This is a genomic window from Rahnella perminowiae (genome assembly GCF_019049755.1).
Taxonomy (GTDB): Bacteria; Pseudomonadota; Gammaproteobacteria; order Enterobacterales; family Enterobacteriaceae; genus Rahnella; species Rahnella perminowiae.
Genome location: NZ_JAFMOS010000642.1, coordinates 1 through 25,522, shown reverse-complemented (window position 1 = coordinate 25,522; position 25,522 = coordinate 1). Strand labels below are relative to the sequence as shown.

General features: G+C 53.0%; 24 protein-coding genes. 20 read left to right on the top strand and 4 right to left on the bottom strand.

Annotated features, from left to right (window positions below; translation table 11 throughout):
* Positions 1 to 190: 190 nt before the first annotated feature.
* The 3 genes from J1785_RS25375 (at position 191) to J1785_RS25365 (ending at position 3,372) form a co-directional block, all read left to right on the top strand.
* Positions 191 to 670: a DUF2946 domain-containing protein gene (locus tag J1785_RS25375; protein ID WP_129952293.1), complete on the top strand. Its 480-nt coding sequence runs from the start codon at positions 191 to 193 to the stop codon at positions 668 to 670.
* A gap of 85 nt (positions 671 to 755) precedes the next feature.
* Positions 756 to 2,228 carry a PepSY-associated TM helix domain-containing protein gene (locus J1785_RS25370; RefSeq protein ID WP_129952294.1) on the top strand — a complete coding sequence of 491 codons (1,473 nt, stop codon included), beginning with the start codon at positions 756 to 758 and terminating at the stop codon, positions 2,226 to 2,228.
* A 16-nt stretch (positions 2,229 to 2,244) separates the two neighbouring features.
* Positions 2,245 to 3,372 carry an SLC13 family permease gene (locus J1785_RS25365; RefSeq protein WP_217220990.1) on the top strand — a complete coding sequence of 376 codons (1,128 nt, stop codon included), beginning with the start codon at positions 2,245 to 2,247 and terminating at the stop codon, positions 3,370 to 3,372.
* Here the strand turns inward: J1785_RS25365 and pdxR are convergent.
* Complete coding sequence (gene pdxR / locus J1785_RS25360) at positions 3,365 to 4,852, bottom strand: MocR-like pyridoxine biosynthesis transcription factor PdxR (RefSeq protein WP_238483379.1); 1,488 nt, start codon at positions 4,850 to 4,852, stop codon at positions 3,365 to 3,367. The two genes, J1785_RS25365 and pdxR, sit on opposite strands and share 8 nt — an antisense overlap.
* A gap of 100 nt (positions 4,853 to 4,952) precedes the next feature.
* Between pdxR and J1785_RS25355 the strand changes: the two genes are divergently transcribed.
* Positions 4,953 to 5,405, top strand: a complete 453-nt coding sequence (locus J1785_RS25355) for a rhodanese-like domain-containing protein (protein WP_217220988.1) — start codon at positions 4,953 to 4,955, stop codon at positions 5,403 to 5,405.
* Between the two features lie 19 nt (positions 5,406 to 5,424).
* Here J1785_RS25355 and flk read toward each other — a convergent pair whose 3' ends face one another.
* Both flk and J1785_RS25345 read right to left on the bottom strand, forming a co-directional pair.
* Positions 5,425 to 6,474: a flagella biosynthesis regulator Flk gene (flk, locus tag J1785_RS25350; protein WP_129952298.1), complete on the bottom strand. Its 1,050-nt coding sequence runs from the start codon at positions 6,472 to 6,474 to the stop codon at positions 5,425 to 5,427.
* A gap of 242 nt (positions 6,475 to 6,716) precedes the next feature.
* Positions 6,717 to 7,622, bottom strand: coding sequence for a DMT family transporter (locus J1785_RS25345; RefSeq protein WP_129952299.1), 906 nt, complete (start codon positions 7,620 to 7,622; stop codon positions 6,717 to 6,719).
* A 128-nt stretch (positions 7,623 to 7,750) separates the two neighbouring features.
* Between J1785_RS25345 and J1785_RS25340 the strand changes: the two genes are divergently transcribed.
* From J1785_RS25340 to hisP, 15 genes are all read left to right on the top strand, one after another.
* A complete protein-coding gene (locus tag J1785_RS25340; RefSeq protein ID WP_217220987.1) occupies positions 7,751 to 8,542 on the top strand; it encodes an AraC family transcriptional regulator in 792 nt (263 codons plus the stop codon).
* Positions 8,543 to 8,642: 100 nt separating this feature from the next.
* On the top strand, positions 8,643 to 9,776 hold the full coding sequence (gene pdxB, locus J1785_RS25335) for a 4-phosphoerythronate dehydrogenase PdxB (RefSeq protein ID WP_217220986.1): 1,134 nt from the start codon (positions 8,643 to 8,645) through the stop codon (positions 9,774 to 9,776).
* A gap of 123 nt (positions 9,777 to 9,899) precedes the next feature.
* Positions 9,900 to 10,910, top strand: coding sequence for an aspartate-semialdehyde dehydrogenase (locus J1785_RS25330; protein ID WP_129952302.1), 1,011 nt, complete (start codon positions 9,900 to 9,902; stop codon positions 10,908 to 10,910).
* A 2-nt stretch (positions 10,911 to 10,912) separates the two neighbouring features.
* Positions 10,913 to 11,743: a tRNA pseudouridine(38-40) synthase TruA gene (gene truA / locus J1785_RS25325; RefSeq protein ID WP_217139020.1), complete on the top strand. Its 831-nt coding sequence runs from the start codon at positions 10,913 to 10,915 to the stop codon at positions 11,741 to 11,743.
* A gap of 60 nt (positions 11,744 to 11,803) precedes the next feature.
* On the top strand, positions 11,804 to 12,472 hold the full coding sequence (locus tag J1785_RS25320) for a DedA family protein (RefSeq protein ID WP_129952304.1): 669 nt from the start codon (positions 11,804 to 11,806) through the stop codon (positions 12,470 to 12,472).
* Between the two features lie 262 nt (positions 12,473 to 12,734).
* On the top strand, positions 12,735 to 13,649 hold the full coding sequence (gene accD, locus J1785_RS25315) for an acetyl-CoA carboxylase, carboxyltransferase subunit beta (protein ID WP_129952305.1): 915 nt from the start codon (positions 12,735 to 12,737) through the stop codon (positions 13,647 to 13,649).
* Positions 13,650 to 13,853: 204 nt separating this feature from the next.
* Positions 13,854 to 15,140 carry a bifunctional tetrahydrofolate synthase/dihydrofolate synthase gene (gene folC / locus J1785_RS25310; RefSeq protein WP_217220985.1) on the top strand — a complete coding sequence of 429 codons (1,287 nt, stop codon included), beginning with the start codon at positions 13,854 to 13,856 and terminating at the stop codon, positions 15,138 to 15,140.
* Positions 15,130 to 15,921 carry a cell division protein DedD gene (dedD, locus tag J1785_RS25305; protein WP_129952307.1) on the top strand — a complete coding sequence of 264 codons (792 nt, stop codon included), beginning with the start codon at positions 15,130 to 15,132 and terminating at the stop codon, positions 15,919 to 15,921. The genes folC and dedD overlap by 11 nt, the downstream gene beginning before the upstream one ends.
* 266 nt (positions 15,922 to 16,187) lie before the next feature.
* Entirely contained in the window at positions 16,188 to 16,679 is a 492-nt protein-coding gene (cvpA, locus tag J1785_RS25300; protein ID WP_013574561.1) for a colicin V production protein, read from the top strand.
* Positions 16,680 to 16,709: 30 nt separating this feature from the next.
* Positions 16,710 to 18,227: an amidophosphoribosyltransferase gene (purF, locus tag J1785_RS25295; RefSeq protein WP_129952308.1), complete on the top strand. Its 1,518-nt coding sequence runs from the start codon at positions 16,710 to 16,712 to the stop codon at positions 18,225 to 18,227.
* Positions 18,228 to 18,358: 131 nt separating this feature from the next.
* The gene (locus J1785_RS25290; RefSeq protein ID WP_129952309.1) at positions 18,359 to 18,931 is read left to right on the top strand and encodes a UbiX family flavin prenyltransferase; all 573 of its coding nucleotides are present in this window, start codon (positions 18,359 to 18,361) and stop codon (positions 18,929 to 18,931) included.
* Between the two features lie 322 nt (positions 18,932 to 19,253).
* A complete protein-coding gene (gene argT / locus J1785_RS25285) occupies positions 19,254 to 20,036 on the top strand; it encodes a lysine/arginine/ornithine ABC transporter substrate-binding protein ArgT (RefSeq protein WP_129952310.1) in 783 nt (260 codons plus the stop codon).
* Between the two features lie 106 nt (positions 20,037 to 20,142).
* Positions 20,143 to 20,829, top strand: coding sequence for a histidine ABC transporter permease HisQ (locus tag J1785_RS25280; protein ID WP_129952311.1), 687 nt, complete (start codon positions 20,143 to 20,145; stop codon positions 20,827 to 20,829).
* Positions 20,826 to 21,539 carry an ABC transporter permease gene (locus J1785_RS25275; RefSeq protein WP_129952312.1) on the top strand — a complete coding sequence of 238 codons (714 nt, stop codon included), beginning with the start codon at positions 20,826 to 20,828 and terminating at the stop codon, positions 21,537 to 21,539. Before J1785_RS25280 ends, J1785_RS25275 begins: the two co-directional genes overlap by 4 nt.
* Before the next feature lie 27 nt (positions 21,540 to 21,566).
* Positions 21,567 to 22,340: a histidine ABC transporter ATP-binding protein HisP gene (gene hisP / locus J1785_RS25270; RefSeq protein WP_129952313.1), complete on the top strand. Its 774-nt coding sequence runs from the start codon at positions 21,567 to 21,569 to the stop codon at positions 22,338 to 22,340.
* Positions 22,341 to 22,412: 72 nt separating this feature from the next.
* Here hisP and pepT read toward each other — a convergent pair whose 3' ends face one another.
* Positions 22,413 to 23,645, bottom strand: a complete 1,233-nt coding sequence (gene pepT, locus J1785_RS25265; RefSeq protein ID WP_129991758.1) for a peptidase T — start codon at positions 23,643 to 23,645, stop codon at positions 22,413 to 22,415.
* A gap of 159 nt (positions 23,646 to 23,804) precedes the next feature.
* Between pepT and J1785_RS25260 the strand changes: the two genes are divergently transcribed.
* Positions 23,805 to 25,400, top strand: a complete 1,596-nt coding sequence (locus J1785_RS25260; RefSeq protein WP_217139025.1) for an ABC transporter substrate-binding protein — start codon at positions 23,805 to 23,807, stop codon at positions 25,398 to 25,400.
* Positions 25,401 to 25,522: the final 122 nt, after the last annotated feature.

The following is a 25,522-nucleotide window of genomic DNA, read 5'->3' as shown; positions in this document are numbered from 1 at the left end:
TCTGTATAAAAGCCTGCTTCCGAGCGGGCTTTTTTGTCTCCGCCATCCTTCAGGCCGCCTCTGCGTTGGCGTGCCGGGTTTCTGAGGAATTATTCGCCCGCGGCCGTGATAGAACCTGAATGATTTCGGGTGTATATCTCAACAATTCAGGTACAATTTCGCCGCTTCTTATTTTCACCTTGTTGACATAATGCTCTCACTCCGACACATCCATCATCGACATTTGCACTTCCCGGCCTGGCTCGGGATGGTGGCGATACTGATGTTGTTTATTGCGCCCGTGGTGTCTAAATCGCTGGTGGCAGAGGGTGTGCAGCATAGGATGATGCCCGGCATGATGATGTCCGGGATGGACATGTCGGACGGGGAAATGGCTGACATGGATATGTCAGTGCATTCTGTATCATCGGAGGAGCATTGCCAGACGCCTGCCTGTCAGTCTGCGCCGCAGGATACCGTGAAAGCTATGCTTTCTGGCGACATGAGCGATGCCGCGTGCGGTTATTGCGTGTTGCTGGTGCATTTACCCCTGCTCGATTTGCAGGCTATGCCCATGCAGTGGTCGCTGGATGTTTCCAGCCGTGCTCCACCGTGCGCTGCCATACCGCATCTTATTCCTTCGCTGATATTCACGGATTCCCAACCCCGCGCACCGCCTGTTTTTCTGTAACTGCCTCTGAATAATTTCTTTCAAGTTAACCGCGATTTTTATCGCTGTTGACAGCGTGTTATTTGAAATTCAGGAAACCAGATTTATGAATCAACCTGCAAACCTGCCTTCCAGCGCGGGTAAAAAAATGCCTGCGCAAGCGGCCTTTATGGCGTTGCTGCGCCGTGTGCATTTTTACATTGGCCTGTTCGTCGGACCCTTTATTTTTGTCGCTGCGCTGACCGGTACACTGTATGTGCTGACACCTCAGTTGGAAAATTATCTCTATGCCGGCGCATTATTTACCGCCTCAAAAGGAGAGGCGCAGCCGCTCTCCCGTCAGATAGATGCGGCGCTACAGGTTGCCGGTCAGGATAAAAAAATCTACGCCGTCAGACCGGCCCCCTCTGCGGGGGAAACGACGCGGGTGATGTTTTCTGATCCGCAACTCGGAGCATCTAAGAGCCGTGCAATTTTCATCGACCCCATCACGCTGGCGGTGAAAGGCGACATGACGGTGTACGGCACCAGCGGCATTTTGCCTTTCCGCACCTGGCTGGATGATTTACATCGCGGCTTATTGCTGGGCGATACAGGCCGGATATACAGCGAGCTGGCTGCCTCCTGGTTGTGGGTGGCAGCATCGGGTGGCGTCGTGCTCTGGTTCAGCGGTCGCCGGAAACCCCGACCACTGCGTAAGGTCAGTGGCAAGGTACAACAGCAGCAAAACAGCCGTCGCTGGCACAGCTCGCTCGGCCTGGTTTTGCTCGCCGGTTTACTGTTTTTCTCCGCCACCGGCCTGACCTGGTCACAATGGGCGGGGGACAATATCGGCGTGTTACGTGCCCATATGGGCTGGATGACGCCCGGCGTGAAAACCAGTCTGGATCCACAGACGGTCGCCGGACCGGTCAGTGAACATGCCGGGCATCAAGCGCCGATGGCTGATATGCCTGATATGCCGGGAATGAACATGTCGGCACACAGCATGCCTGCTGCATCACCAGCCGCCGTTGTTTCTGCACAGACTTTTGATGCGGTAGTACAGGCAGCGCGTGAGGCGGGTATTGCGGCGAACAAGATTGAAATCCGTCCGGCGTATAACACGGGGAAAGCCTGGACAGTGACCGAAGTTGATCGCAGCTGGCCAACGCAGGTGGATGCGGTATCGGTCAATCCCCGTTCCCTGCAAATCGTCGATCACGTGCGGTTTGCTGATTTCCCGCTGCTTGCCAAACTCACCCGCTGGGGTGTGGATGCGCATATGGGCATTCTGTTTGGCATCTGGAATCAGGCCATTCTGGTGATTTTTGGTGCCGGGCTTTGTGTGATGATTGCCTGGGGATATCGTCTGTGGTGGCTGCGCCGCAGCGTCAACAGTACCGACAGTCATCCGGCCACGACATTGCTACAAACCTGGCGGTCTGTGCCGTTCAGGCTGCAATGCCCGATTTTGGTGATCACGATCGGTCTGGCAATTTCATTGCCCGTGATGGGCGCGAGCTTACTTATTTTCCTGCTGATTGATGTTATCCGCTGGCAGCGGCGCAATTCTTCGCGTAACGTCAGCGAATTCTGAACAGTGAAGAAAAGACATGTTGATGGCGGCGTTCGGCTCTGTATTTAAGCCTTTTTTACGTGACAGATTTTTGCATCTGTTAATTCTGCTTGGTGTCATTCTGACCCTGTTTCAGCCTGAGGAAATCAGCCGGTTTCCGCAGTTTGTGGACTGGGACACGATCGTCACGTTGCTGGGTTTACTGATGCTGACCAAGGGCGTTGAGGTCAGCGGTTACTTTGATTTTGTAGGCCGTAAGATGATTAACGCCATCGACAATGAGCGGTGGCTGGCGCTGTTTCTGGTCACTGCTGCAGCACTGTTGTCCACGTTTATGACCAATGACGTCGCGTTATTTATCATCATCCCGCTGACGATCACGCTGAAGAAACTGACGTCGTTACCGGTGACGCGGCTGATTATCTTTGAAGCACTGGCGGTGAATGCCGGTTCACTGCTTACGCCGATCGGTAACCCGCAAAATATTCTGTTATGGAATAAATCCGGTCAGTCCTTCCTGCATTTTATCGGACAGATGACACCGCTGGCGCTGGTCACTCTGGCTGCCTTATTGCTGGTGACCTGGTTTTGTTTTCCGTCGCACAGCCTGAAAAAAATTGAGAACAATCAGGGATATCCTTTTCTAAAAGGTCTGCTGGTGAGCTGTGTTGTGCTCTACGCGGTATTTATCGCCTGTGTTGATCTGGGGCTAGCCCTGTATGGTTTGCTGGCGGTGATCCTGTGTTTTTTACTGCTGGCGCGAAATGTCCTGCTGCGCATCGACTGGCCGCTGATCCTGGTGTTTATCGTGATGTTTATCGATGTGCGTTTACTGGTCGGGATGAATGCCCTGCAGCCAGCGTTTACGCATATTCACGGGCTGCCGGATTACGGTCATTATCTGCTGAGCATCGGGCTTTCTCAGGTCATCAGTAATGTGCCCGCGACAATCCTGATGATTAATTATTTACCCTCCGGACCGTTGCTGGCCTACGCCGTCAATGCCGGCGGTTTCGGGCTGGCGATAGGATCGCTGGCCAATCTTATTGCGCTGCGCATGGCGAATGACAAGAAGATCTGGCTGCGGTTTCACTATTATTCTTTCCCGTTCCTGTTGTTCAGCGGCGGCGCGGGCTGGTTGTTATTGACGCTGTTTGTTAAATGACTGGCACCTTCAGCGACGCCAGACGGTTTACTGCGGTGGTGATTTCAGCCGGGGTTAATGCCGAGAAACCGAGCAGCCAGCCGTCCTGATGTTGGGTCACTAAACCGGCGCTGGCGGTAAACAGAGGTGAAAGCCGTGGCGTTTCGACACCGGCCTGGGCGGCAAGCGCGCTGAAATGCTGTTCCTGTCCGGCAGGCAGACGGGCGGCGAGTTGTAACCCCCCGGCGGCAACCTGAGGGCTCAGCCATTCAATTTTTTGCTTAATTTGCGTCAGCAGATGGTCACGTCGGCTGTGGTAAAGCTGACGCGAAAAGCGCAGATGTGAAGCGAAATGCCCGGCCTGCATAAATTCCGCCGTGACGGCCTGCATCAGCTGTGAAGAATGACCGTCATTCACGGTGCGCAGCGTCACCATCGGTGCCACCAGCGCAGGCGGTAAGACGGCATAGGCCAGCCGCAAAGACGGGAATAAAACTTTCGAGAAGGTTCCCAGATAAATGACCTGCTGATGTTTATCCAGCCCTTGCATAGCCGGAAGCGGCCGCCCGTCGTAATGCAGTTCACTATCGTAATCATCTTCGATGATCCAACTGCCGTGACGTTTCGCATAGCCGAGCAGATGTAAACGGCGTGACAAACTCAGGCTGACACCGGTCGGATAATGGTGCGACGGCGTCAGGTATATCAGGCGCGGCACAGGTGAATCAGCGCCCGGCACCATTCCCTGTTCATCAACCTCAATGGCGCAAATATCGGCTCCGGCGCTGGCAAACGCGTTGCGTGCCCCCGGATAACCCGGCTGCTCAAGCCACACCGTATCTGCGGGATCAATCAGGAGCATCGCCAGCAATTGCAGTGCCTGTTGCGAACTGGTGGTGATAAGGATTTGTCCGGCGCTGCAAATGACCCCGCGTGACTGCTGAAGATAGCTGGCAAGCGCCTCGCGCAAGGGCAAATACCCCTGCGGGTCGCCATATCCCAGCAGGCGTTCGCCCTGAGTCCGCAGCTGTCTGGCGGTTATTTGCTTCCAGATTTTCAGCGGGAAGGCGCGCAGATCAGGCGAACCGGCTGCAAAGGCGACGGGCGCTTGCGGGTCACGACAGCCGCCGTTGGCGATAATTTTCTCACCCCGCGCTGACAAGCGCGCAAACCCAGGCGATAAGACCTGGCTGTTTCGGGAGGACAGGGCGGTGGGCAGTGAGCGGCTGACAAAAGTCCCCTTGCCGGTATGGCGCTGAAGATAACCCTCTGCTTCTATCTGTGCGTAGGCGGCTTCTACGGTGACCCGTGAGAGTTTCAGATCAGAGGCCAGAATACGCGAAGACGGCAGGCGTTCTCCTCCGGTCAGCGCACCGGTATGAATAGCCTTGCGCAACGCTGAACACAGCCGGTCACGCAAACCTGCCGCAGCGTCTGAACCGGTGATGGCTGTGTTTTCGAAAAGCGTAATCAGTGCAGAGGGCTGAGACAAGATGCGCATAATGGGTCTTATGATTGGCTTGAAATTGGCATTAATCATAAGACCAAAAACGGCGATGATGGAACTGTTTTCAGTCATATCATTTAACGAGGAAGTGTTTATGCAACCAGAGTCTTATGTTTTAGGATTTGCACCACCATCACCTGAAATCAGTGCTGCATATCTGTTGTCGAAACTGAGCTTTTATACCGATGCCGCCGATGTCGCTGCGGATTTACAAAACGGTGTGAACACAATCGTGGTGATTGATACCCGTTCTGCTGAACATTATGCAGGTGGCCATGTGCCGGGCGCGGTCAGTTTTCCGCATAAACTGATGACGGCAGAAAGTACCTGCGAACTCAGTAAAGACGTGGTTTACGTAACCTATTGTGACGGAATCGGATGCAACGGTTCGACGCAGGGCGCGTATAAACTGGCCCGGCTTGGATTCAGGGTGAAGGAAATGATTGGCGGACTGGATTTCTGGAACCGCGATCAACACCCGCTTGCGGTGGGTGAAGAACGCGGACAGTATTCACGGAAACAGGCACCGCCAGATTGCAGTTGCTGAAAAGAGGTTAACGGCGTGCTTAAAACAGTAACCACAGCAGAAGCAGAACCACCACGAACGCAATAAATACCAGCGGCTTGCCGCCCATCGCCTGCATGGAAGGGGGCAACATCGCGATAAACGGGTTCATGATCGGTTGCGGATCGGTACGTGTCACCGTGGTGAAGGTATCGTCTATGTCTTCTGTGCGCGCAGAGCGGTCAACCCGCTGGCTGAACAGAACGCCAATCAGATCACTGACCTGAACCTGCGTCAGCGGCGTGGACAGCGTCGCGCTGAAACGATTTTCGGCATATTCCGTCAGTTGATGAATTTCATGGGTGCTGGCCGGCTGCTTGAGCACGCTCAGCAACGTGGTCAGCGTCGGTGCGGTGGTCTGCTGGCTGAGCGACGCTTTCACCTGCATAAACTGGCTGAGCACCTGAAAATGCTTCGCCGGTATCGGTTCGCCCACTTTCACACCAACCAGCGTAAACAGTTCCTGCCAGACTTTCACAGGGGCTTCGCCGGTAGCAGCGCTGAGACGGGTTACCAGTTGTTGCAGGCTGTTATGCTCGGCAGGCAGCAACGGACGATCGGTGACCGGTGTCTGCTGGGGCTGCGGAATATTCATCTGACGGGTCTGGATCAGATCCAGCACCTGTTGCAGTTGCGGATGTGTCAGCTGACTCAGTACGGTATGACCAAAATTCTGGCGGATAAAATCGCTCACCGCCTGACGGTTGTTACCCTGCGGCAGCAGCTCGGTCAGTTGCAGCATCAGCTGGCGTGAGGCAAGGCTGTCCTGGGCCTGTGTAAGTTTTCCCTGTAACAGCGCTTCGGCCTGCGGGAATTGCTGAGAGGTGATTTCCGCACCGTTTGGCAACGCAAGTTCGTGGCGCAGATTGGCCCAGATCTCAGCAGATTTGATGGGCGTCAGCGCCATCAGTTTGACGATCAGTTTTTCCAGCGTGGTGCGCTGTACCGGCGTTAAGGGCAGTTCAGCGCCCGTTTTAGCCGGAACGGTCTGACCCTGCGGTTGTGTTCTGTTGTCGCCAACCGGCATGCCCGGGCCGCTCAAAGGTTGCATATCACCGTCCTTCGCTGGAAATTTAAAACGTCGCTTAAACTCAATGATAAGTCAAAAGCACGGCGCAGAGCGCGGAAGCGCCTCATCATACCTGCAAAGTGTTTTAATCGACACCGTGAATAGCAGGCTGAGAAAGATTCTTCAGAATATTGTTTCCTAAAACAGCAGAGAAAAACGTCTGGCGGGGCGCGAAAGCAGAAAGTGGGGGAGGTGCCACCCTCTTATTAAGGATGGCATACCCTTTAGCGAATTTTGTTTTGTTCCGCAGGCGCGGCGCGGGTGAACAGCGGTTTACGCAAACGCTGCGCCAGAATGACCCCGACAAGCGTGATACCGCCGCCAATCAGATGGTAGCTGTGCAGGTGCTCGTGCAGGAACAGCACGGCGATCACTGCCGTGAAAATCGGCGACAGGTTCATGAAAATAGACGCTTTGTTGGCACCCAAACGGATCACACCCTGGATCCACAAAAACGGCGCGATGATCGACGCCGGGATCCCCGCGAAAAGCACCAGCGGAATATTATGTGCGGTCAGGCTGACATCCTTCGCGAGCAGAAAGTTTGGCAGCAATAATAAAACGCCGAAAATGATCTGCACATATAACGATTGCCAGTTCGGCAGCGGGATCGCCCAGCGCTTGGTCAGCACCCCATACAGCGCATAGGAGGCCGAAGCCGCAAACATCATCAGCTCACCGGTGCCGATACCGTGTTGCAGCAGCTGCGCCGGCGAACCGGCACTGACCAGCCAGACTAAACCGCCGAGTGAAATAATACTGCCCAGTGCGACGCCCACTGTTGGCACTACGCTCAGCACAAACAGGCCAATCAGCACGGTCAGCAGCGGGATCAGCGAATTCAGGATGCCCATAAACAGCGCACTGACGCTGTGTGCGGCGTAGTATGCCAGACTCTGATACAGCACCATGCCCAGCAAGCCCAGTATCAGCAGTTTCCACCCGTATTGTTTCACCGCCCGGAGGTTACGCAGCACACCGGGCAGCACGAAAGGTGTCAGCGTCAGCAGTGCCAGAAGCCAGCGGTAGAACGAAATGGCAGCAGGATCAATTGCGCTGGCCGAGGCTTTACTGACCACAGCATTCAGTGACCAGATCAGGACGGCAAGCAGGGGAAAGAGCACATTCATTGAGTCGTATTCCTGAATAAATCGTCACGCCAGTGTACGGTTGTCTTGTTTGTTATATATAACGATAATCAGACAACACATTGCGTAATTCAGACAATCCCCGTTTGGCGCACAGATAAAAGGTTTTTATGCCCGCACCGCGTCCTTCTTTACCCCGATATTACCCGCCGTTACCTGAGAAGATACCGGTTACTCTGCTTTTTCGGGGTGAAATTGTGGAGGGGAATTCTGAGTATGTTGAGCATTCCCATCCGTGGAGCCAGATTATCTGCGTAAAATCCGGCGTTCTTGCCATGCGCGTGGCCGGACAGCGCTATCTTGCCCCGCGCGAATTCGCCATCTGGATACCTGCCGGGGTTGAGCATTCAAGCTATAACCGCAAAACCACACGTTTTTGCGTCATTGATATCGCCCCCGAACTGGATATCCATCTGCCTGTTGAGCCTTGCCTGCTGACGCCGACAGCCATTTTTAACGCCATTGCTGATGACTGCTTCTCACGAAATATGACTGAACCGCAGAGTGAAACGGATCTGCGTATGTGTCGCGTTTTGCTGGATCAAATCAGTCTGGCACCCCGTCAGAACACTTATTTACCCACATCGGAAAATAAATTACTGTCCCCCGTGCTGAGCGCACTGGAAAAGAATCCGGCGGATAACACGTCGCTGGCACAATGGGCGAAGCAGGTGTATACCACCGAACGAACCCTGTCGCGGCGTTGCCAGCAGGAACTGGGGATGAGTTTTGCCCAATGGCGTCAGCGGCTGCGCTTCCTGCATGCTGTCTCTTTGCTGGAGCAGGGGAAAACGGTACAGGAGGTCTCACTCGAACTGGGTTACAGCTCGTCTTCGGCCTTTATCGCCATGTTCCAGCAGGTGTCGGGCACCACACCGCAGCGTTTTCGTAACGACAGGTAAACCCGTGCCCTGAAAGTTGGGATCTGACCCTGTATCGTGGCAAAATCAATGCCCTCTTTATTTTCTATTCTTTCTTTAGGCCATGCTGCCGGAGACAAACGTGAAAATCCTGGTTGATGAAAATATGCCGTATGCCGTCGAGCTTTTTAGCCGGCTGGGCAACGTGCAGGCCGTTCCTGGCCGTCCTATCCCGCAAGATGCGCTCAATGATGCCGATGCGCTGATGGTGCGGTCTGTGACCAAAGTGAACGAGAGTTTGCTGGCGGGAAAACCGGTGAAATTCGTGGGGACTGCCACGGCGGGCACCGATCATGTCGATGATGCATGGCTTGCCAGCGCAGGGATTGGTTTCTCGGCCGCGCCTGGCTGTAATGCGATTGCCGTGGTGGAATATGTCTTTTCTTCATTGCTGATCCTCGCACAGCGCGATGGTTTCCAGCTGCGCGATAAAACGGTCGGGATCATTGGTGTCGGTAACGTCGGGTCACGCCTGCATGCCCGCCTCGAGGCACTGGGGGTCCGCACGCTGCTGTGCGATCCGCCGCGTGCCGATCGGGGTGATGCCGGTGAATTCTGGCCGCTTGAGAAACTGGTCGCCGAAGCCGATATCCTGACATTCCATACGCCACTGAATATGTCCGGCCCTTATGCCACATATCATCTGGTGGATGCGGATTTACTGGCGCGTCTGCCTGCTGAGCGCATCCTCATCAACGCCTGTCGTGGCGAAGTGGTGGATAACGCTGCGCTGCTCGGCGCACTGAACGGCAGCAAAAAGCTGACCGCTGTGCTGGATGTCTGGGAACCGGAACCCGATTTGTCGCTGGCGTTGCTGGATAAAGTTGCCATCGGCACGGCACATATCGCCGGTTACAGCCTGGAAGGGAAGGCACGCGGCACCACGCAGGTGTTCGAAGCATTCAGCCAGTTTATCGGTCAGCCACAAACGGTGCCGCTGGAATCGTTACTGCCCGCGCCTGAATTTGCCGAAGTGACACTGAGTGGCGCGCTGAGCGAAGCCAAACTGCTGCGTCTTATTCACTTAGTGTATGATGTGCGCCGCGATGACCGGCCTTTGCGCCGTGTAGCCGGAAAACCGGGCGAATTCGACAAGCTGCGTAAGTTCTATGAAGAACGTCGTGAATGGTCATCTTTACGGGTGATTTGCGACGATGCAGCGACCGCCGGTGTGCTGAAAAAACTGGGTTTTAACAGCCAGTTAGCCACGGCGTAAATCATTGAGTTCCTGCCCTGATATTTCACGTTGAAATATGACGGGTAAAACGCGTTAAAACAGGGCGGTGATGTTCATCGCCCCTTTGTATTTTGTACTTTATATTTTCTGGAGAATACCAACATGTCTGATGGCTGGAATATTGCGCTGCTTGGCGCAACGGGCGCAGTCGGTGATGCGTTACTGGAATTATTGGCTGATCGTCAGTTCCCGGTTGGTGAGCTCTTCCCGCTGGCCAGTGAACGCAGTGCCGGTCAGACCGTGCGCTTTAATGGCAAAAGCCTGCGCGTACAACAGGCATCTGAGTTCGACTGGTCTCAGGTTCAGCTGGCATTCTTTGTTGCAGGCTCTGAAGCCTCTGCCTTGTATGCCGAGGAAGCTGCAAATCAGGGATGTCTGGTGATTGACAGCAGTGGCCTGTTCTCGCTTGAACATGACATTCCTCTGGTGGTGCCGGGCGTGAACCCTGATGCGCTTTCTCATTACCGCAATCGTAATATCGTGGCCGTGGCTGACAGCCTGACCAGCCAGTTGCTGACTGCCATCAAACCACTGACCGAACAGGCGGGTTTGTCCCGTCTGCACGTGACCTCTTTGCTGTCTGTTTCTGCGCTGGGCAAAGCCGCTGTTGACGATCTGGCCGGGCAAAGTGCCCGTCTGCTTAACGGAATTCCGGCAGAAGAGGGTATCTTCAGTAAACAGCTGGCGTTTAACCTTTTGCCGCTGGTCAGCGATGAAGAGGGCAGTGTGCGTCAGGAACGCCGTCTGGTGGATCAGGTTCGCAAAGTGTTGCAGGACGATGGCCTGCCGGTTTCCGTCAGCTGCGTGCAGTCGCCGGTGTTCTACGGTCATGCGCAGGTGGTACATATGGAAGGTCTGCGTCCGCTGTCAGCAGAAGAAGCACGCGCTGAACTTGAACGCATTGATGATATCAATCTGAGCGATGAAGATGATTTCCCGACGCAGGTCAGCGATGCATCCGGCAATGCCAATCTGAGCATCGGGTGTATCCGTAATGACTACGGCATTCCTGAGTTACTGCAATTCTGGTCAGTGGCTGACAACGTTCGTTTTGGCGGCGCACTGATGGCGGTGGAAACCGCAGAGAAGCTGATTAATGAGTACTGGTACTGATTATGTCCGATGAAGTGATCGCTGACGTCAGCACCGCACCGGTTGCCGGGCGTGTGGCGTTAGGCATTGAATATGACGGCAGTGCTTATTTTGGCTGGCAGCGTCAGCAGGGTGTTGCCAGTGTGCAGGAGTGTCTGGAAAAGGCACTGAGCCGGGTGGCCAATTCACCGATCGTGGTGTTTTGCGCCGGACGGACAGACGCAGGCGTCAGCGCGACGGGGCAGGTGGTGCATTTTGACACGCCGGTGCTGCGCAAAGACGCGGCGTGGACGATGGGGGTGAATACCCATTTACCCAAAGATATTGCTGTGCGCTGGTGCGCGAATGTGGGCGAAGATTTTCACGCCCGTTTCAGCGCCACTGCCCGCCGCTATCGCTACGTTATTTACAATAACCGTTACCGTTCAGCAATTTTGCATGCCGGCGTGACGCATGTTCACATGCCACTCGACGTCGGAAAAATGCAGATTGCCGGCCAGGCGCTACTGGGCGAGAACGATTTCACGTCTTTTCGTGCATCTCAGTGCCAGTCGCGTACACCGTGGCGTTATGTGATGCATGTGAATGTGAGCCGTCACGGCAGTTATGTGGTGGTGGATATCAAGGCTAATGCATTTGTTCATCATATGGTGCGCAATATCGTGGGCAGTCTGGTGGAAATCGGTGCCGGTAACCAGCCTGTTGGCTGGATGGGAGAACTGCTGGCAGCGAAAGATCGCAATCTTGCGGCAGCCACCGGCAAGCCGGAAGGGTTGTATCTGGTTGCAGTCGATTACCCTGAGAAGTTTGCGCTGCCTCAGGTGAATATGGGACCCCTGTTCCTCGAAGACTAAGGAACGGATAAAGCGATTGTTTAAATGAGCTGTTAAACCGAAAAAGGGGGAGTAAATCAAATGGGTTTTATTCACTTTGTCATTGATTTTATTTTGCATATTGACGTGCATTTAGCGGAGCTGGTTGCGCAGTATGGCATCTGGGTTTACGGCATTTTATTCCTGATTTTGTTTTGCGAAACCGGTCTGGTGGTGACACCTTTCCTGCCAGGGGACTCATTATTGTTTGTGGCAGGCGCGCTGGCGGCGTTGCCGGGCAATGACATTAACGTCCATCTGATGGCATTCCTGATGGCCATTGCGGCGATCCTGGGCGATGCGGTGAACTACACTATCGGACGGGTATTTGGTGAACGTCTGTTCAGTAATCCTGATTCAAAGATTTTCCGTCGCAGTTATTTGGACAAGACGCATAAGTTTTACGAGAAACATGGCGGTAAAACGATTATTCTTGCGCGCTTCGTGCCGATCGTCCGCACGTTTGCACCGTTTGTGGCCGGTATGGGACATATGTCTTACCGCCATTTTGCTGCGTATAACGTGATTGGTGCACTGGTTTGGGTACTGTTATTTACCTATGCTGGCTACCTTTTCGGTGATCTGCCGATTGTTCAGGAAAATCTGAAATTACTGATCGTGGCGATCATTGTGGTTTCCATCCTGCCGGGTGTGGTTGAAATCTGGCGGCACAAACGCGCAGCGGCCAAAGAAAAGCGTCAGCAGGATTAATTCCGCACGTTTTTTACGCAAGCGCTTTAAAATTTAAGGCATTAAACCTGAGGGTAAGACCAGTTTTTTATCCACAGTGTCTGGCCGTTATGGTTTAATGAGCGACAATTTATGGTCTGTTCCTGCGAACAACCCTTCTGTGGCGCGGTGTGTGAGGTTTTTTATCACCCCGCACACAGGTGATTTTGGGTAGGTTTCAGGGGACTTGTTACAGCATGAACAGCGGACTGGCTTCGGCCGGGTTCAAACAGAAAGGTTATCGATGAGCTGGATTGAACGAATTCTTAGTAAGAGCACTGACTCGCAGACCCGTAAGGCAAGTATTCCTGAGGGCGTCTGGACTAAATGTGATAGCTGCGGGCAGGTTCTTTACCGCGCCGAGCTTGAGCGCAACCTCATGGTGTGCCCTAAGTGTGACCACCATATGCGCCTTAGTGCGCGTATGCGTCTGTCCACTTTCATGGACGAGGGCAGTGAGGTTGAATTAGGCAGCGAGCTTGAGCCTAAAGATGTTCTGAAGTTTAAAGATTCCAAAAAATACAAAGATCGTCTGGTTGCAGCACAAAAAGAAACCAACGAAAAAGACGCCATGGTCGTCATGAAAGGTACGCTGTTTGGCATGCCAATCGTGGTCGCGTCCTTTGAGTTTGCCTTCATGGGCGGATCAATGGCGTCTGTGGTGGGGGCCCGTTTTGTACGTGCCGTTGAGCAGGCGCTGGAAGATAATTGCCCGCTGGTCTGTTTCTCTGCCAGTGGCGGCGCCCGTATGCAGGAAGCGCTGATGTCGCTGATGCAGATGGCGAAAACCAGTGCAGCACTGGCGAAATTACAGGAACGCGGCTTGCCGTACATTTCTGTACTGACTGACCCGACCATGGGCGGTGTTTCTGCCAGTCTGGCAATGCTGGGCGACATTAACGTCGCTGAGCCGAAAGCGCTGATCGGTTTTGCCGGTCCACGCGTTATCGAGCAAACCGTGCGTGAAAAACTGCCGCCGGGCTTCCAGCGCAGTGAATTCCTGATCGAAAAAGGTGCGATTGATATGATCGTACGCCGTCCGGAAATGCGAGCTAAACTGGGCAGCGTTCTGGCGAAATTAACCGGGCAACCGGAGCCGAACGTGGCTGACGTCCATGTTGCTGTCAACGGTTCTGCCGCTGACAATCAGGATGCCTGATCGAACAGGGTAAACGCCGGTCAGTTATTCGGGCGGCCATCGTGTGTTGTGCCGCCCACACTGTTTTTCTGCAAAACTGTTTTTCTGCAAAAAAGACAGCCGTGCTTTTACTCTGTTGGTATGATCTGACAAAGAGGGCATTGCCTGCTGTCACAGTCTGGTGATGTAGCGTCGAAGTGAACCTGACAAGGTTGAACGGGACTCATGCAAAATCAACTTATTCCCCAAGCCACGTCGCCTTTGGCCACGTGGCTTTATTATCTCGAACATCTTCACTCTCAGGCGATTGAGCTTGGTCTTGATCGGGTTAAAGCGGTAGCCGCGAAACTCGATTTACTGACGCCTGCGCCACAAGTTTTCACTGTGGCCGGAACCAACGGTAAAGGCACCACCTGTGCAACGCTGGAATCCATCCTGATGGCAGCGGGCTACCGTGTGGGCGTTTACAGTTCCCCGCATCTGGTGCGCTACACCGAACGTGTCCGTATCCAGGGTGAAGAATTAGCAGAATCTGCGCATTGCGAATCTTTTGCGCTGCTGGAAGCTGGCCGTGGTGATATTTCGCTGACCTATTTTGAATACGGCACATTGTCGGCGTTGCAGCTGTTTAAACAGGCTAAGCTGGATGTGGTGATCCTTGAAGTCGGGCTGGGCGGGCGTCTGGACGCGACCAATATTGTCGATGCCAGTGTGGCAGTCGTGACCAGTATTGCGCTGGACCATACTGACTGGCTGGGATCTGACCGCGAAAGCATTGGCCGTGAAAAAGCCGGTATTTTCCGCGCCGGTAAACCGGCCGTGGTCGGTGAACCGGATATGCCGCAATCTATTGCTGCCGTTGCGCAGGAAAAACACGCGGATTTATACCGCCGTGAGGTGAACTGGCATTTTTCTGCGGATGCCGGTCACTGGCGCTGGGCAGCACTGGAAGAAGGCCATGAGGTTAACGTGCTGGAAGGTTTACCGTTGCCGAATGTGCCGCTCGCCAACGCCGCGACCGCGCTGGCCGCGCTGCATTATTCCACTCTGGATATTCCTGAAGCCGCGTTGTACAGCGGTTTACAACGTGCGGCACTGCCGGGACGTTTCCAGACGGTGAGTGAATCACCTCGTCTGATCCTGGATGTCGCGCACAACCCGCATGCGGCGGCGTATCTGGCCGGACGTCTGGCGGAACAGCCACGAAATGGCGGTAAAGTGCGTGCTGTCGTCGGAATGTTGAAAGACAAAGATATTGCCGGTACGCTGGCTTGCCTGTCGCCTCAGGTGGACGAATGGTATTGCGCGCCGCTGGAAGGTCCGCGCGGGGCCAGTGTTGAAGAGCTGACGGCACACCTGCCGCAGGCGCACCAGTTTGACGATGTGGAGTCTGCCTGGAAACAGGCTATGCAGGAGGCTGCTCCTCAGGATATTGTGATTGTCTGCGGCTCGTTCCATACCGTAGCTCACGTAATGGATGCTATAGACACGGGGAAAACCAGTGGCAAGTAAGTTTCAAAATCGTCTGGTCGGGACGGTCATTCTGGTGGCGCTGGGCGTCATTATTTTGCCCGGTTTACTCGACGGCAAGAAAAAGCATTATGAAGACGAATTTGCGTCTATTCCATTGGTGCCAAAACCGGGTGATGTTGAGGAACAGGACTCGGTGCCACCGGTCACGCAATCTTTGCCGGCTCAGCCACCGGAAGGTGCGGATCAGGCGATGAACGGTGCTGCGCAGGAGTCGGAAGGTTCGGCGAATAACACGAATGCCGCGAATAAGGGCAATGTTGCACCGGGCAATACCACGATAGAAGCACCGCCGGTCACCACATTGCCTGAGCAGAAAAAAACGGTGCAGACTGCACCGGTAAAACCTGCGGCGCAGAAACCTAAAGTCATCGAACCTAAACCGATGGTGGAAGCGAAGCCAACGGTGAAACCGAAGGTCGTCGAGCAACCAAAACCGGTCGAGCAGCCGAAGGCCGTGGCTGAACAGCCAAAACCGGCAGAACAGCCGAAGCCTGCGCCGGAAGAAAAAGCGCCGGCAGGGCAGTCCTACGTAGTGCAGCTTGGCGCACTGAAAAATGCTGCTAAAGCCAATGAGATTGTGGCGAATCTGCGTTTGTCTGGTTTCCGCGCTTATACGGTTCCGTCAACGCCGGTACAGGGGCAGATTACGCGCCTGTACGTCGGGCCGGATGCGTCGAAGCAGAAGCTTGAGGCTTCACTTCCGCAACTGCAACAGCTGAGTGGATTAGGCGGGCAGGTTCGCGCCTATTCTGCTCACTGACTTTGCACCTCCTCCTGCGAAGGGGGAGGTGGCCGTTAAAACATAAAAAATACCACGGAGGGCACAAGCGATTGGTGCCCTTTTTCTATAAGATCCTCTGGTTGAGTTTTTATAGGTTTATGCTGCGATTGAGGTTTTTTTAATCGCTATTATTAATTTGTCTGACCGGCTGATTTCCCCTACGCAAACGTTTTCTTTTTCTGTTAGAATTCGCCGCGAACGGGATGCCGGGGCAGATGTGACTGGATTAGACACTGGAATAGTTAATGGTCTGGATTGATTACGTCATTATTGCGGTTATCGGATTTTCTGCTTTAGTCAGTTTAATCCGTGGCTTTGTTCGTGAGGCTTTATCGCTGGTAACCTGGGCTTGCGCCTTTTTTGTTGCCAGCCATTATTACCCTTACCTCGCCATCTACTTCACACGTTTCGAAGATGAATTAGTTCGAAACGGGATCGCAATTGCCATCTTGTTCATCGCGACGTTGATCGTAGGTGCAATTGTCAACTATGTGATTGGTTCACTGGTTGAAAGAACCGGGTTGTCCGGCACTGACAGGGTGTTAGGTGTGTGCTTCGGCGCACTGCGTGGGGTGTTAATCGTTTCCGCGATGCTGTTCTTCCTCGATACTTTTACCGGTTTTTCGCAAAGTGAAGACTGGAAACAATCCCAGTTGATCCCACAATTCAGTTATATCATCAGGTGGTTCTTTGACTACCTGCAGAGCACGTCGAGTTTCTTGCCAAAACATATTTAGTTCTGGCAGCGCTGAAGAGGAAAAGACAACATGTGCGGTATTGTCGGTATCGCCGGTTTCATGCCGGTAAACCAGTCGATTTATGACGCGTTAACGGTGTTACAACACCGTGGTCAGGATGCCGCAGGCATCACCACCATCGACGCGAATAATAACTTCCGTTTACGTAAAGCCAATGGCCTGGTGAAGGATGTTTTCGAAGCCCGCCATATGCAACGCTTACAGGGCAACATGGGTATAGGCCATGTGCGCTACCCAACGGCTGGCAGTTCCAGCGCTTCAGAAGCTCAACCTTTTTACGTCAACTCTCCGTTCGGCATCACCCTTGCCCATAACGGTAACCTGACCAATGCTCACGAATTGCGAAGCAATCTGTTCGAAGGCCAACGCCGTCATGTGAACACCACTTCCGATTCTGAGATTTTGCTGAATATCCTGGCGAGTGAGTTGGATCGTTTCCAGCACTACCCGCTGGAAGCTGACAACATTTTTGCTGCGGTTGCTGCAGTGAATCTGAAGATCCGCGGTGCTTACGCTTGTGTGGCGATGATCATCGGTCATGGCATGCTGGCGTTTCGTGACCCGCATGGCATTCGTCCGCTGGTGATTGGTAAACGTACGCTGGCAGATGGTCGTAATGAGTACATGGTGGCCTCTGAGAGCGTGGCACTTGATACGCTGGGCTTTGAATTCCTGCGTGACGTTGCGCCGGGCGAAGCGGTGTACATCACTGAAAAAGGTCAGCTGTTCACCCGTATGTGTGCTGAGAACCCGCAGTACAATCCTTGCCTGTTCGAATACGTCTATTTTGCACGTCCGGATTCCTTCATCGACAAAATTTCCGTCTACAGCGCCCGTGTACGTATGGGTGAAAAGCTGGGCGCGAAAATTGCCCGTGAATGGGAAGACATGGATATCGACGTGGTGATCCCGATCCCGGAAACTTCCTGCGATATCGCGCTGGAAATTGCCCGTATTTTGGATAAACCGTACCGTCAGGGGTTTGTAAAAAACCGCTATGTGGGCCGTACCTTCATCATGCCGGGTCAGCAGGAGCGCCGTAAATCAGTACGACGTAAACTGAACGCTAACCGCGCTGAGTTCCGTGATAAAAATGTCTTACTGGTCGATGATTCCATCGTGCGTGGTACCACCTCTCAGCAGATTGTTGAGATGGCGCGTGAAGCCGGGGCAAAACGCGTTTATCTGGCCTCTGCGGCACCGGAAATCCGCTTCCCGAATGTTTACGGTATCGATATGCCAAGCGCGAACGAGCTGATTGCCCATGGCCGTGAAGTCAGTGAAATCAATCAGATGATTGGGGCTGATGCGTTAATCTTCCAGGATCTGAGCGACCTTATCGCCGCAGTGAAAGAAGACAATATGGATATCGAGAAATTCGAATGTTCAGTCTTCGACGGTGTTTACGTCACCAAAGATGTGGACCAGAACTATCTGGAATATCTTGAAGCGCTGCGCAACGACGATGCTCAGGCATTGCGTGGCCAGCAGGAAGCTGAAAATCTCGAGATGCACAACGAAGGCTGATCAGCCGGTTGCTGACATTCTCTCTGGCGCGCCCCTCCGGTGAACACCGGGCGGGCGCGTTTTTTTATGCCTGAATTTATGTCAGTATTGGCACCACCGGATCCGGGTTTATTTTTTCTAAGGCAGTGTTGATGAAACGACTTATTGTCGGTATTTCCGGCGCCAGCGGCGCAATATATGGTGTCAGGCTCTTGCAGGTATTGCAGAGTGTGCCTGATATTGAAACTCATCTGGTGATGAGCAATGCAGCCCGTCAGACACTGACACTGGAAACGGATCTCACCCTGCGTGATGTTCAGGCACTGGCAGATGTGGTGCATGATTCCCGCGATATCGCGGCCAGCATCTCCTCCGGTTCTTTTAAAACTGCCGGCATGGTGATTTTGCCTTGCTCGATCAAAACGCTCTCGGGCATCGTGAACAGTTATACCGACGGTTTGCTGACCCGTGCGGCTGACGTAGTGATGAAAGAACGCCGCCGTCTGGTGTTATGTGTGCGCGAAACGCCGTTGCATCTGGGCCATTTACGACTGATGACACAGGCGGCTGAACTGGGCGCAATCATCATGCCGCCGGTTCCGGCGTTTTATCACCGCCCTGTTTCTGTGGAAGATATTATTGATCAGACGGTAAACCGGGTGATCGATCAGTTTGATATCGAGCTGCCGGAAGACTTATTTGTTCGATGGCAGGGCAGTCGTTAAACTTTCACGTCCCAATACGCACTTATTTCGCGCACTTTCGTTACATTGCACCAACAATGATCACAATTTGATTCATTGGGGTGCAGTGTCCAACCTTGCTTCGGCTATCCTTCCTTCAGACCTTTGAAAACTTTGATTATCCCGATGCTTTTTTGACCGGTTTTCACTCTCTCGCTGTGCAAAAAGGCTATGCAGAGAAACGGCACGAAAAGTGCATGAGAAAATCTGGCAAAAAGCCATTTGCATCGTTCAGCAAACTATAAAAAGACGTTCATTCACGCACACGCAACCACAACAGATGAATAATCACTGAGGCTAATGTATGAAAAAGTTGTTCAAGGTTCTTCCGCTGGTTCTGGTTTTAGCCAGCGCAGGTAGTGCATTTGCTGCCGCGCCTAAAGCAATTAACATCGGTACTGATCCGACTTACGCCCCATTTGAATCGAAAGACTCCAGCGGTAAGCTGGTGGGTTTTGATATCGACCTGGCAAACGAGATGTGTAAACGTGCAGCCATTAAATGTACCTACGTTGAAAGCGATTTTGATGCGCTGATCCCGTCCCTGAAAGCGAAAAAGATTGATGCGATTATTTCCTCATTATCCATCACTGAAAAACGTCAGCAGGAGATTGATTTCACAGAGAAACTTTACGCTGCTAACGCCCGTCTGATTGCGCCTAAAGGCTCTAAAGTTCTGCCCACTCTGGATGCGCTGAAAGGCAAAAACGTCGGTGTTCTGCAGGGGTCCACTCAGGAAGCTTATGCGAATGCCATGTGGCAGCCAAAAGGCATCAATGTGGTGGCTTACCAGAACCAGGATCTGATTTATGCGGATCTGGCTTCCGGTCGTCTTGACGCAGCATTCCAGGACGAAGTGGCAGGCAGCGAAGGCTTCCTGAAACAGGCAGCGGGTAAAGATTATGCGTTTGCGGGGCCGTCGGTTAAAGATGATAAGTTCTTCGGCGTAGGTACCGGCATGGGCCTGCGTAAGAATGAAACGGACCTGAAAGATGCGCTGAACAAGGCATTTGACAGCATGCGTAAAGACGGCACTTACGACAAACTGGCGAAAAAATACTTCGACTTTGATGTTTACGGCGGCTGATATTCGTCGTGAGACATGCCAAAGGGGGCGGTACGCCGCTCCCTGCGGTTCTGACGCCGGTGGTCGTGTTGCCTGCGCAGGGATCCACTAAAGACAGGAAAAAACCATGCTGTATGGGTATTCCCAGGTAATTATCCAGGGCACGTTAGTGACACTGGAGCTGGCGATTTCGTCAGTCATTCTGGCGCTGGTGATAGGGTTAATCGGCGCGGGCGGGAAACTGTCAAAGAACCGGATCGTTTCTGGTTTTTTTGGTTGCTACACCACGCTCATTCGCGGCGTACCTGATCTGGTATTGATGTTATTGATTTTCTACGGTTTGCAGATTGCGCTTAACAGCATTACAGAATCACTGGGGCTGACACAAATTGATATCGACCCGATGAGCGCCGGTATTATCACCCTGGGCTTTATCTACGGGGCATATTTCACTGAAACGTTCCGCGGTGCGTTTATGGCGGTCCCGCGTGGACAAATCGAAGCTGCGACGGCTTTCGGGTTCAGCGGTTCACAAATCTTTCGTCGAATTTTATTCCCGGCCATGATGCGTTTTGCGCTGCCGGGCATTGCCAATAACTGGCAGGTTATTCTCAAAGCCACCGCACTGGTGTCGTTGCTGGGTCTCAATGATGTGGTGAAAGCCACGCAACTGGCCGGGAAGGGGACATATCAGCCGTTCTATTTTGCGATTGTGGCCGGTGTGGTTTATCTGATTTTCACCACGCTGTCGAACGGCGTGCTGGTGTGGCTTGATCGCCGTTATTCGCTGGGTGTGAAGAGGGCTGATCTATGATCGAAATTTTACAACAGTACGGTATGTCCCTGCTTTACAGCGACGGCTACCGTTTCACCGGTCTGGCTATCACCTTATGGTTACTGATCAGTTCCGTTGTGATAGGCGGATTACTGGCTGTGCCGATGGCGGTGGGGCGTGTGTCTTCCAACAAATTCCTTCGCTATCCGATCTGGCTGTATACCTATGTTTTCCGCGGGACGCCGTTGTATGTGCAGTTACTGGTGTTTTATTCCGGCATGTACAGCCTGGAGATCGTGCGTGGCACCGACTTCCTGAATGCTTTTTTCCGCAGCGGGCTCAATTGTACGATTCTGGCACTGACGCTCAACACCTGTGCATACACCACCGAAATTTTTGCGGGTGCGATCCGCGCGGTGCCGCACGGCGAAATTGAAGCGGCCAACGCTTACGGGTTTTCACGTTTTAAATTGTATACCTGCATTATTTTACCGTCTGCATTACGCACGGCACTGCCTGCGTACAGTAATGAAGTCATTCTGATGTTGCACTCCACCGCGCTGGCGTTTACCGCCACAGTACCGGACGTGCTGAAAATAGCCCGCGACATTAACTCGGCAACGTATCAGCCGTTTTATGCCTTCGGGATTGCTGCGGTTATTTATCTTTGCATCTCTTTTATATTGATTGGGCTGTTCCGCATGGCGGAAAAACGCTGGCTGGCACATGTAAAGCCTCAAACTCACTAATAAGAATTATTTTTGCGGAATCACGTTATGCCAGAAAACAAATTAGCGGTTCTCGATCTCCACAAACGCTATGGCGACCATGAGGTGTTGAAAGGCGTTTCATTGTCGGCGAATGCGGGTGATGTGATCAGTATTATCGGTTCATCAGGATCCGGTAAAAGTACCTTCCTGCGCTGCATTAACTTCCTTGAGAAACCAAGCGAAGGCTCGATCAGTGTCAATAATCAGGATATCCGGATGGTGCGCGACACCGATGGTCAGCTGAAAGTGTTTGATAAAAAGCAGCTGCAACTGTTACGTACCAAACTGACGATGGTGTTTCAGCACTTCAACCTGTGGAGCCACATGACGGTGCTGGAAAATGTCATGGAAGCACCGGTTCAGGTGCTGGGGTTGAGCAAGGCAGAAGCGCGGGAACGCGCGGTGAAATACCTCGATAAAGTGGGTATTGATGCCCGCGCACAAGGAAAATATCCGGTGAATTTGTCCGGTGGCCAGCAGCAGCGCGTGTCCATTGCCCGTGCGCTGGCGATGGAACCGGAAGTGTTACTGTTTGACGAACCGACCTCCGCCCTTGACCCTGAACTGGTCGGCGAAGTACTGCGCATCATGCAAAAGCTGGCGGAAGAGGGGAAAACCATGGTGGTAGTGACACATGAAATGGAGTTTGCCCGTCACGTCTCCAGCCACGTCATTTTCCTGCATCAGGGGGTGATTGAAGAGCAGGGCGAGCCTTCCGAGGTGTTCGGTAACCCGAAAAGTGCGCGGCTGCAACAATTCCTCTCAGGTGCTTTGAAGTGATTTCCGTACTCCTTCCCCTCTCACGAGGGGAAGGCTGGGATGGGGTGTGGGTTTTGCTCAGCTAAAATAGCATCAGCCTTTCGCGGCCAGCAGGCACAGCTGAACGGTCAGCTCGTAGGATTTCACAAACGAATTCACCGGCAGGAACTCAAATTTTGAGTGGAAATTATGCGCGCCGGTAAAGTAGTTCGGCGTCAGCAATCCTTTGGCCGACAATGCCGCACCATCGGTGCCGCCGCGCATCGGGATCACTTTGGGCTCCACGCCAATTTCTTTCAGTCCTGCAAAAATCAGGTCGATCGCCCGGCGATCTTCGCCGATGGCACTGCTGATATTGCTGTAGGTGTCGCTGATCTCCACCGAGACTTTTGCGCTAGGATACTGCGCGGCAATCTCTTGTGCCACGTCCTGAATTTTCTGCTTACGGGCGGCAAAACTGACGTTGTCAAAATCACGGATTGAGGCTTTCAGTTCTGCTCCCTGCTGGGATGCGCTCATGCCGTTGAACCAGATATAACCTTCCCGGCCTTCGGTGTTTTCAGGGGTTTCAGCACGGTCAAAATGGCTGATGAAATCCTGTGCCATCAACAGCGGATTCACCAGTACGCCTTTGGCCGACATCGGATGCGCTGTCACGCCGGTGAAGGTAATTTCTGCCGCCGCCGCATTGAAGTTTTCATACACCACTTCGCCCAGTTCGCAGCAATCGATGGTATAAGCAAAGTCCACATCGAAGCGGGCGAGATCCAACGCCTTGGCACCGCGCAGGCCGATTTCTTCGTCTGGCACGAACGCCACCACGATATCGCCGTATTCCTGCTCAGTCGTCAGGTTTTCCAACAGTGTCATCACTACCGTGACCGCCGCTTTATTGTCCGCGCCCAGCACGCTGGTGCCGTCGCTGAAAATAATGTCCTCACCTTTATACGGCAGGATTTCCGGGCGTTCGGAAGGGCGCAGCCAGATATCCAGTTCTTTGTTCAGACACACATCCTCACCGGTAAAACGCAACGTCTGGGGATGAATATCCGGACGCAGGCCGACATCGACCGTATCTATATGCGTAATGAACCCGATGCGCGGACCGCCTTTTTTGGTGCCGGGTTTTACTGCCGTCACGGTCGCCTGTTCGTCGATCTGAATATTTTTCAGGCCCAGCTGATGCAGTTCCTCAGCCAGTAGCCGCGCCATATCATGCTGGCCTGGCGTGCTTGGCAGGGTGGTCGCGCTGGCATCACTCTGTGATGTTACGCTGAGATAACGGTAGAAACGTTCGGTAAGCTGTTTTGCGATTGTTGTCGACATCTTGACCTCTGAATGTGCGCAAATATTGTTCCCTGTTATAAGATTTTCATATATAACAAAGTATTACTACGTGTTATCCAGATGTTAATCTGTTTTTGCTTTAGGTTCCACGATGAAGAAGATTTAAACACTCTCCGGACAGGGAAAATAGGGAAAAGAATGAAACACAACATCTTAAAAATAAGCACAGGCTTACTGGCGTTAACTCTCACTGGCGGCGTTTGTGCTAAAACGCTGGTTTACTGTTCCGAAGGTTCGCCTGAGCAATTCAACCCGCAGCTTTATACGTCGGGCACCTCTGTGGATGCCAGCGCCGCGCCAATTTATAACCGTCTGGTGGATTTCAAAATCGGTACCACTGAACTGGTGCCGGGTCTGGCAGAAAGCTGGGAGGTCAGTGCGGACGGTAAAACCTATACCTTCCACCTGCGCAAGGGCGTGAAATTTCAGAGCAGCAAGCTGTTCAAACCGACCCGTGATTTCAACGCTGACGACGTGATCTTCTCGTTCATGCGCCAGAAAGACGAAAATAATCCTTATCATAAAATTTCCGGCGGTACTTACCTTAACTTCGACAGCCTGAAAATGGGTGACCTGATCGGCAGTATTGATAAGGTGGATGATTACACCGTGCGCTTCAACCTGACGCGCCCTGAAGCGCCGTTCGTGGCCGATCTGGCATGGTATTTTGCTTCCATCCTCTCGGCGGAATATGCCGATCAGATGCTCAAAGCCGGCACGCCGGAAAAAGTCGATCAGGATCCGATTGGTACCGGGCCGTTTGAACTGGTGCAATACCAGAAAGACACGCGTCTGCTGTACAAAGCTTTCCCGGACTACTGGCAGGGTAAATCCAAAATTGACCGTCTGGTGTATACCATTACGCCTGATGCCTCAATGCGTCTGGCCAAACTCGAGAAGAATGAATGTCAGGTGATGCCATTCCCGAATCCGGCTGATCTGGAGCGTATGCGTGCTAATAAAGACATCAATCTGATGAGTAAGGCTGGCCTGAACACCGGTTTCCTGTCCTTCAACACTCAGAAACCCCCGCTGGATAATGTGAAAGTGCGTCAGGCGCTGACCATGGCGATCAACAAACCGCAAATCATAGAAGCCGTATTCCATGGTACGGGAACCGTGGCGAAAACACTGCTGCCGACCGGTGTATGGAGCTATAACGACAAACTGGTGGATTACGATTATTCACCGGAGAAAGCCAAAGCCCTGCTGGCCGAAGCGGGTATGCCGAATGGTTTTGATATCGATTTGTGGGCGATGCCGGTTCAGCGTCCGTATAACCCGAACGCCCGGCGTATGGCGGAAATGATCCAGGCTGACTGGGCCAAAATCGGCGTGAAGGCGCATATCGTCAGTTACGAATGGGGCGAGTATCAGACCCGTATCCGTAACGGTGAACACATGGCGGCGCTGATGGGCTGGACGACGGCGAACGGCGATCCGGATAACTTCTTCGGCCCGCTGTTTACCTGTAATGCCGCGAAGGGCGGTTCAAACTCAGCTAAATGGTGTTACGCGCCGTTTGATAAGCTGATCACCGAAGCCAAAGAAACGACCGATCATGCAAAACGTGTAGCGCTTTACGAGCAGGCCCAGCAAATGATGCACGATCAGGCACCGGCGGTAATGATTGCTCACTCGACCATTTTCGAACCGGTACGTAAAGAAGTGACCGGCTATGAAGTGGATCCGTTTGGGAAACATGTGTTTTATCAGGCTGATATTAAGGAGTAAATCCTGAGCGGGATTAGAACGGATGAAAATTGAAACTGTGAAAGTTTCGGTTTCTCAATAGCAGTTCTCATACGAGATATTTTGCCGAAACCGAGCAGAGGGGAAAGGCTTTTCCCCTCTGC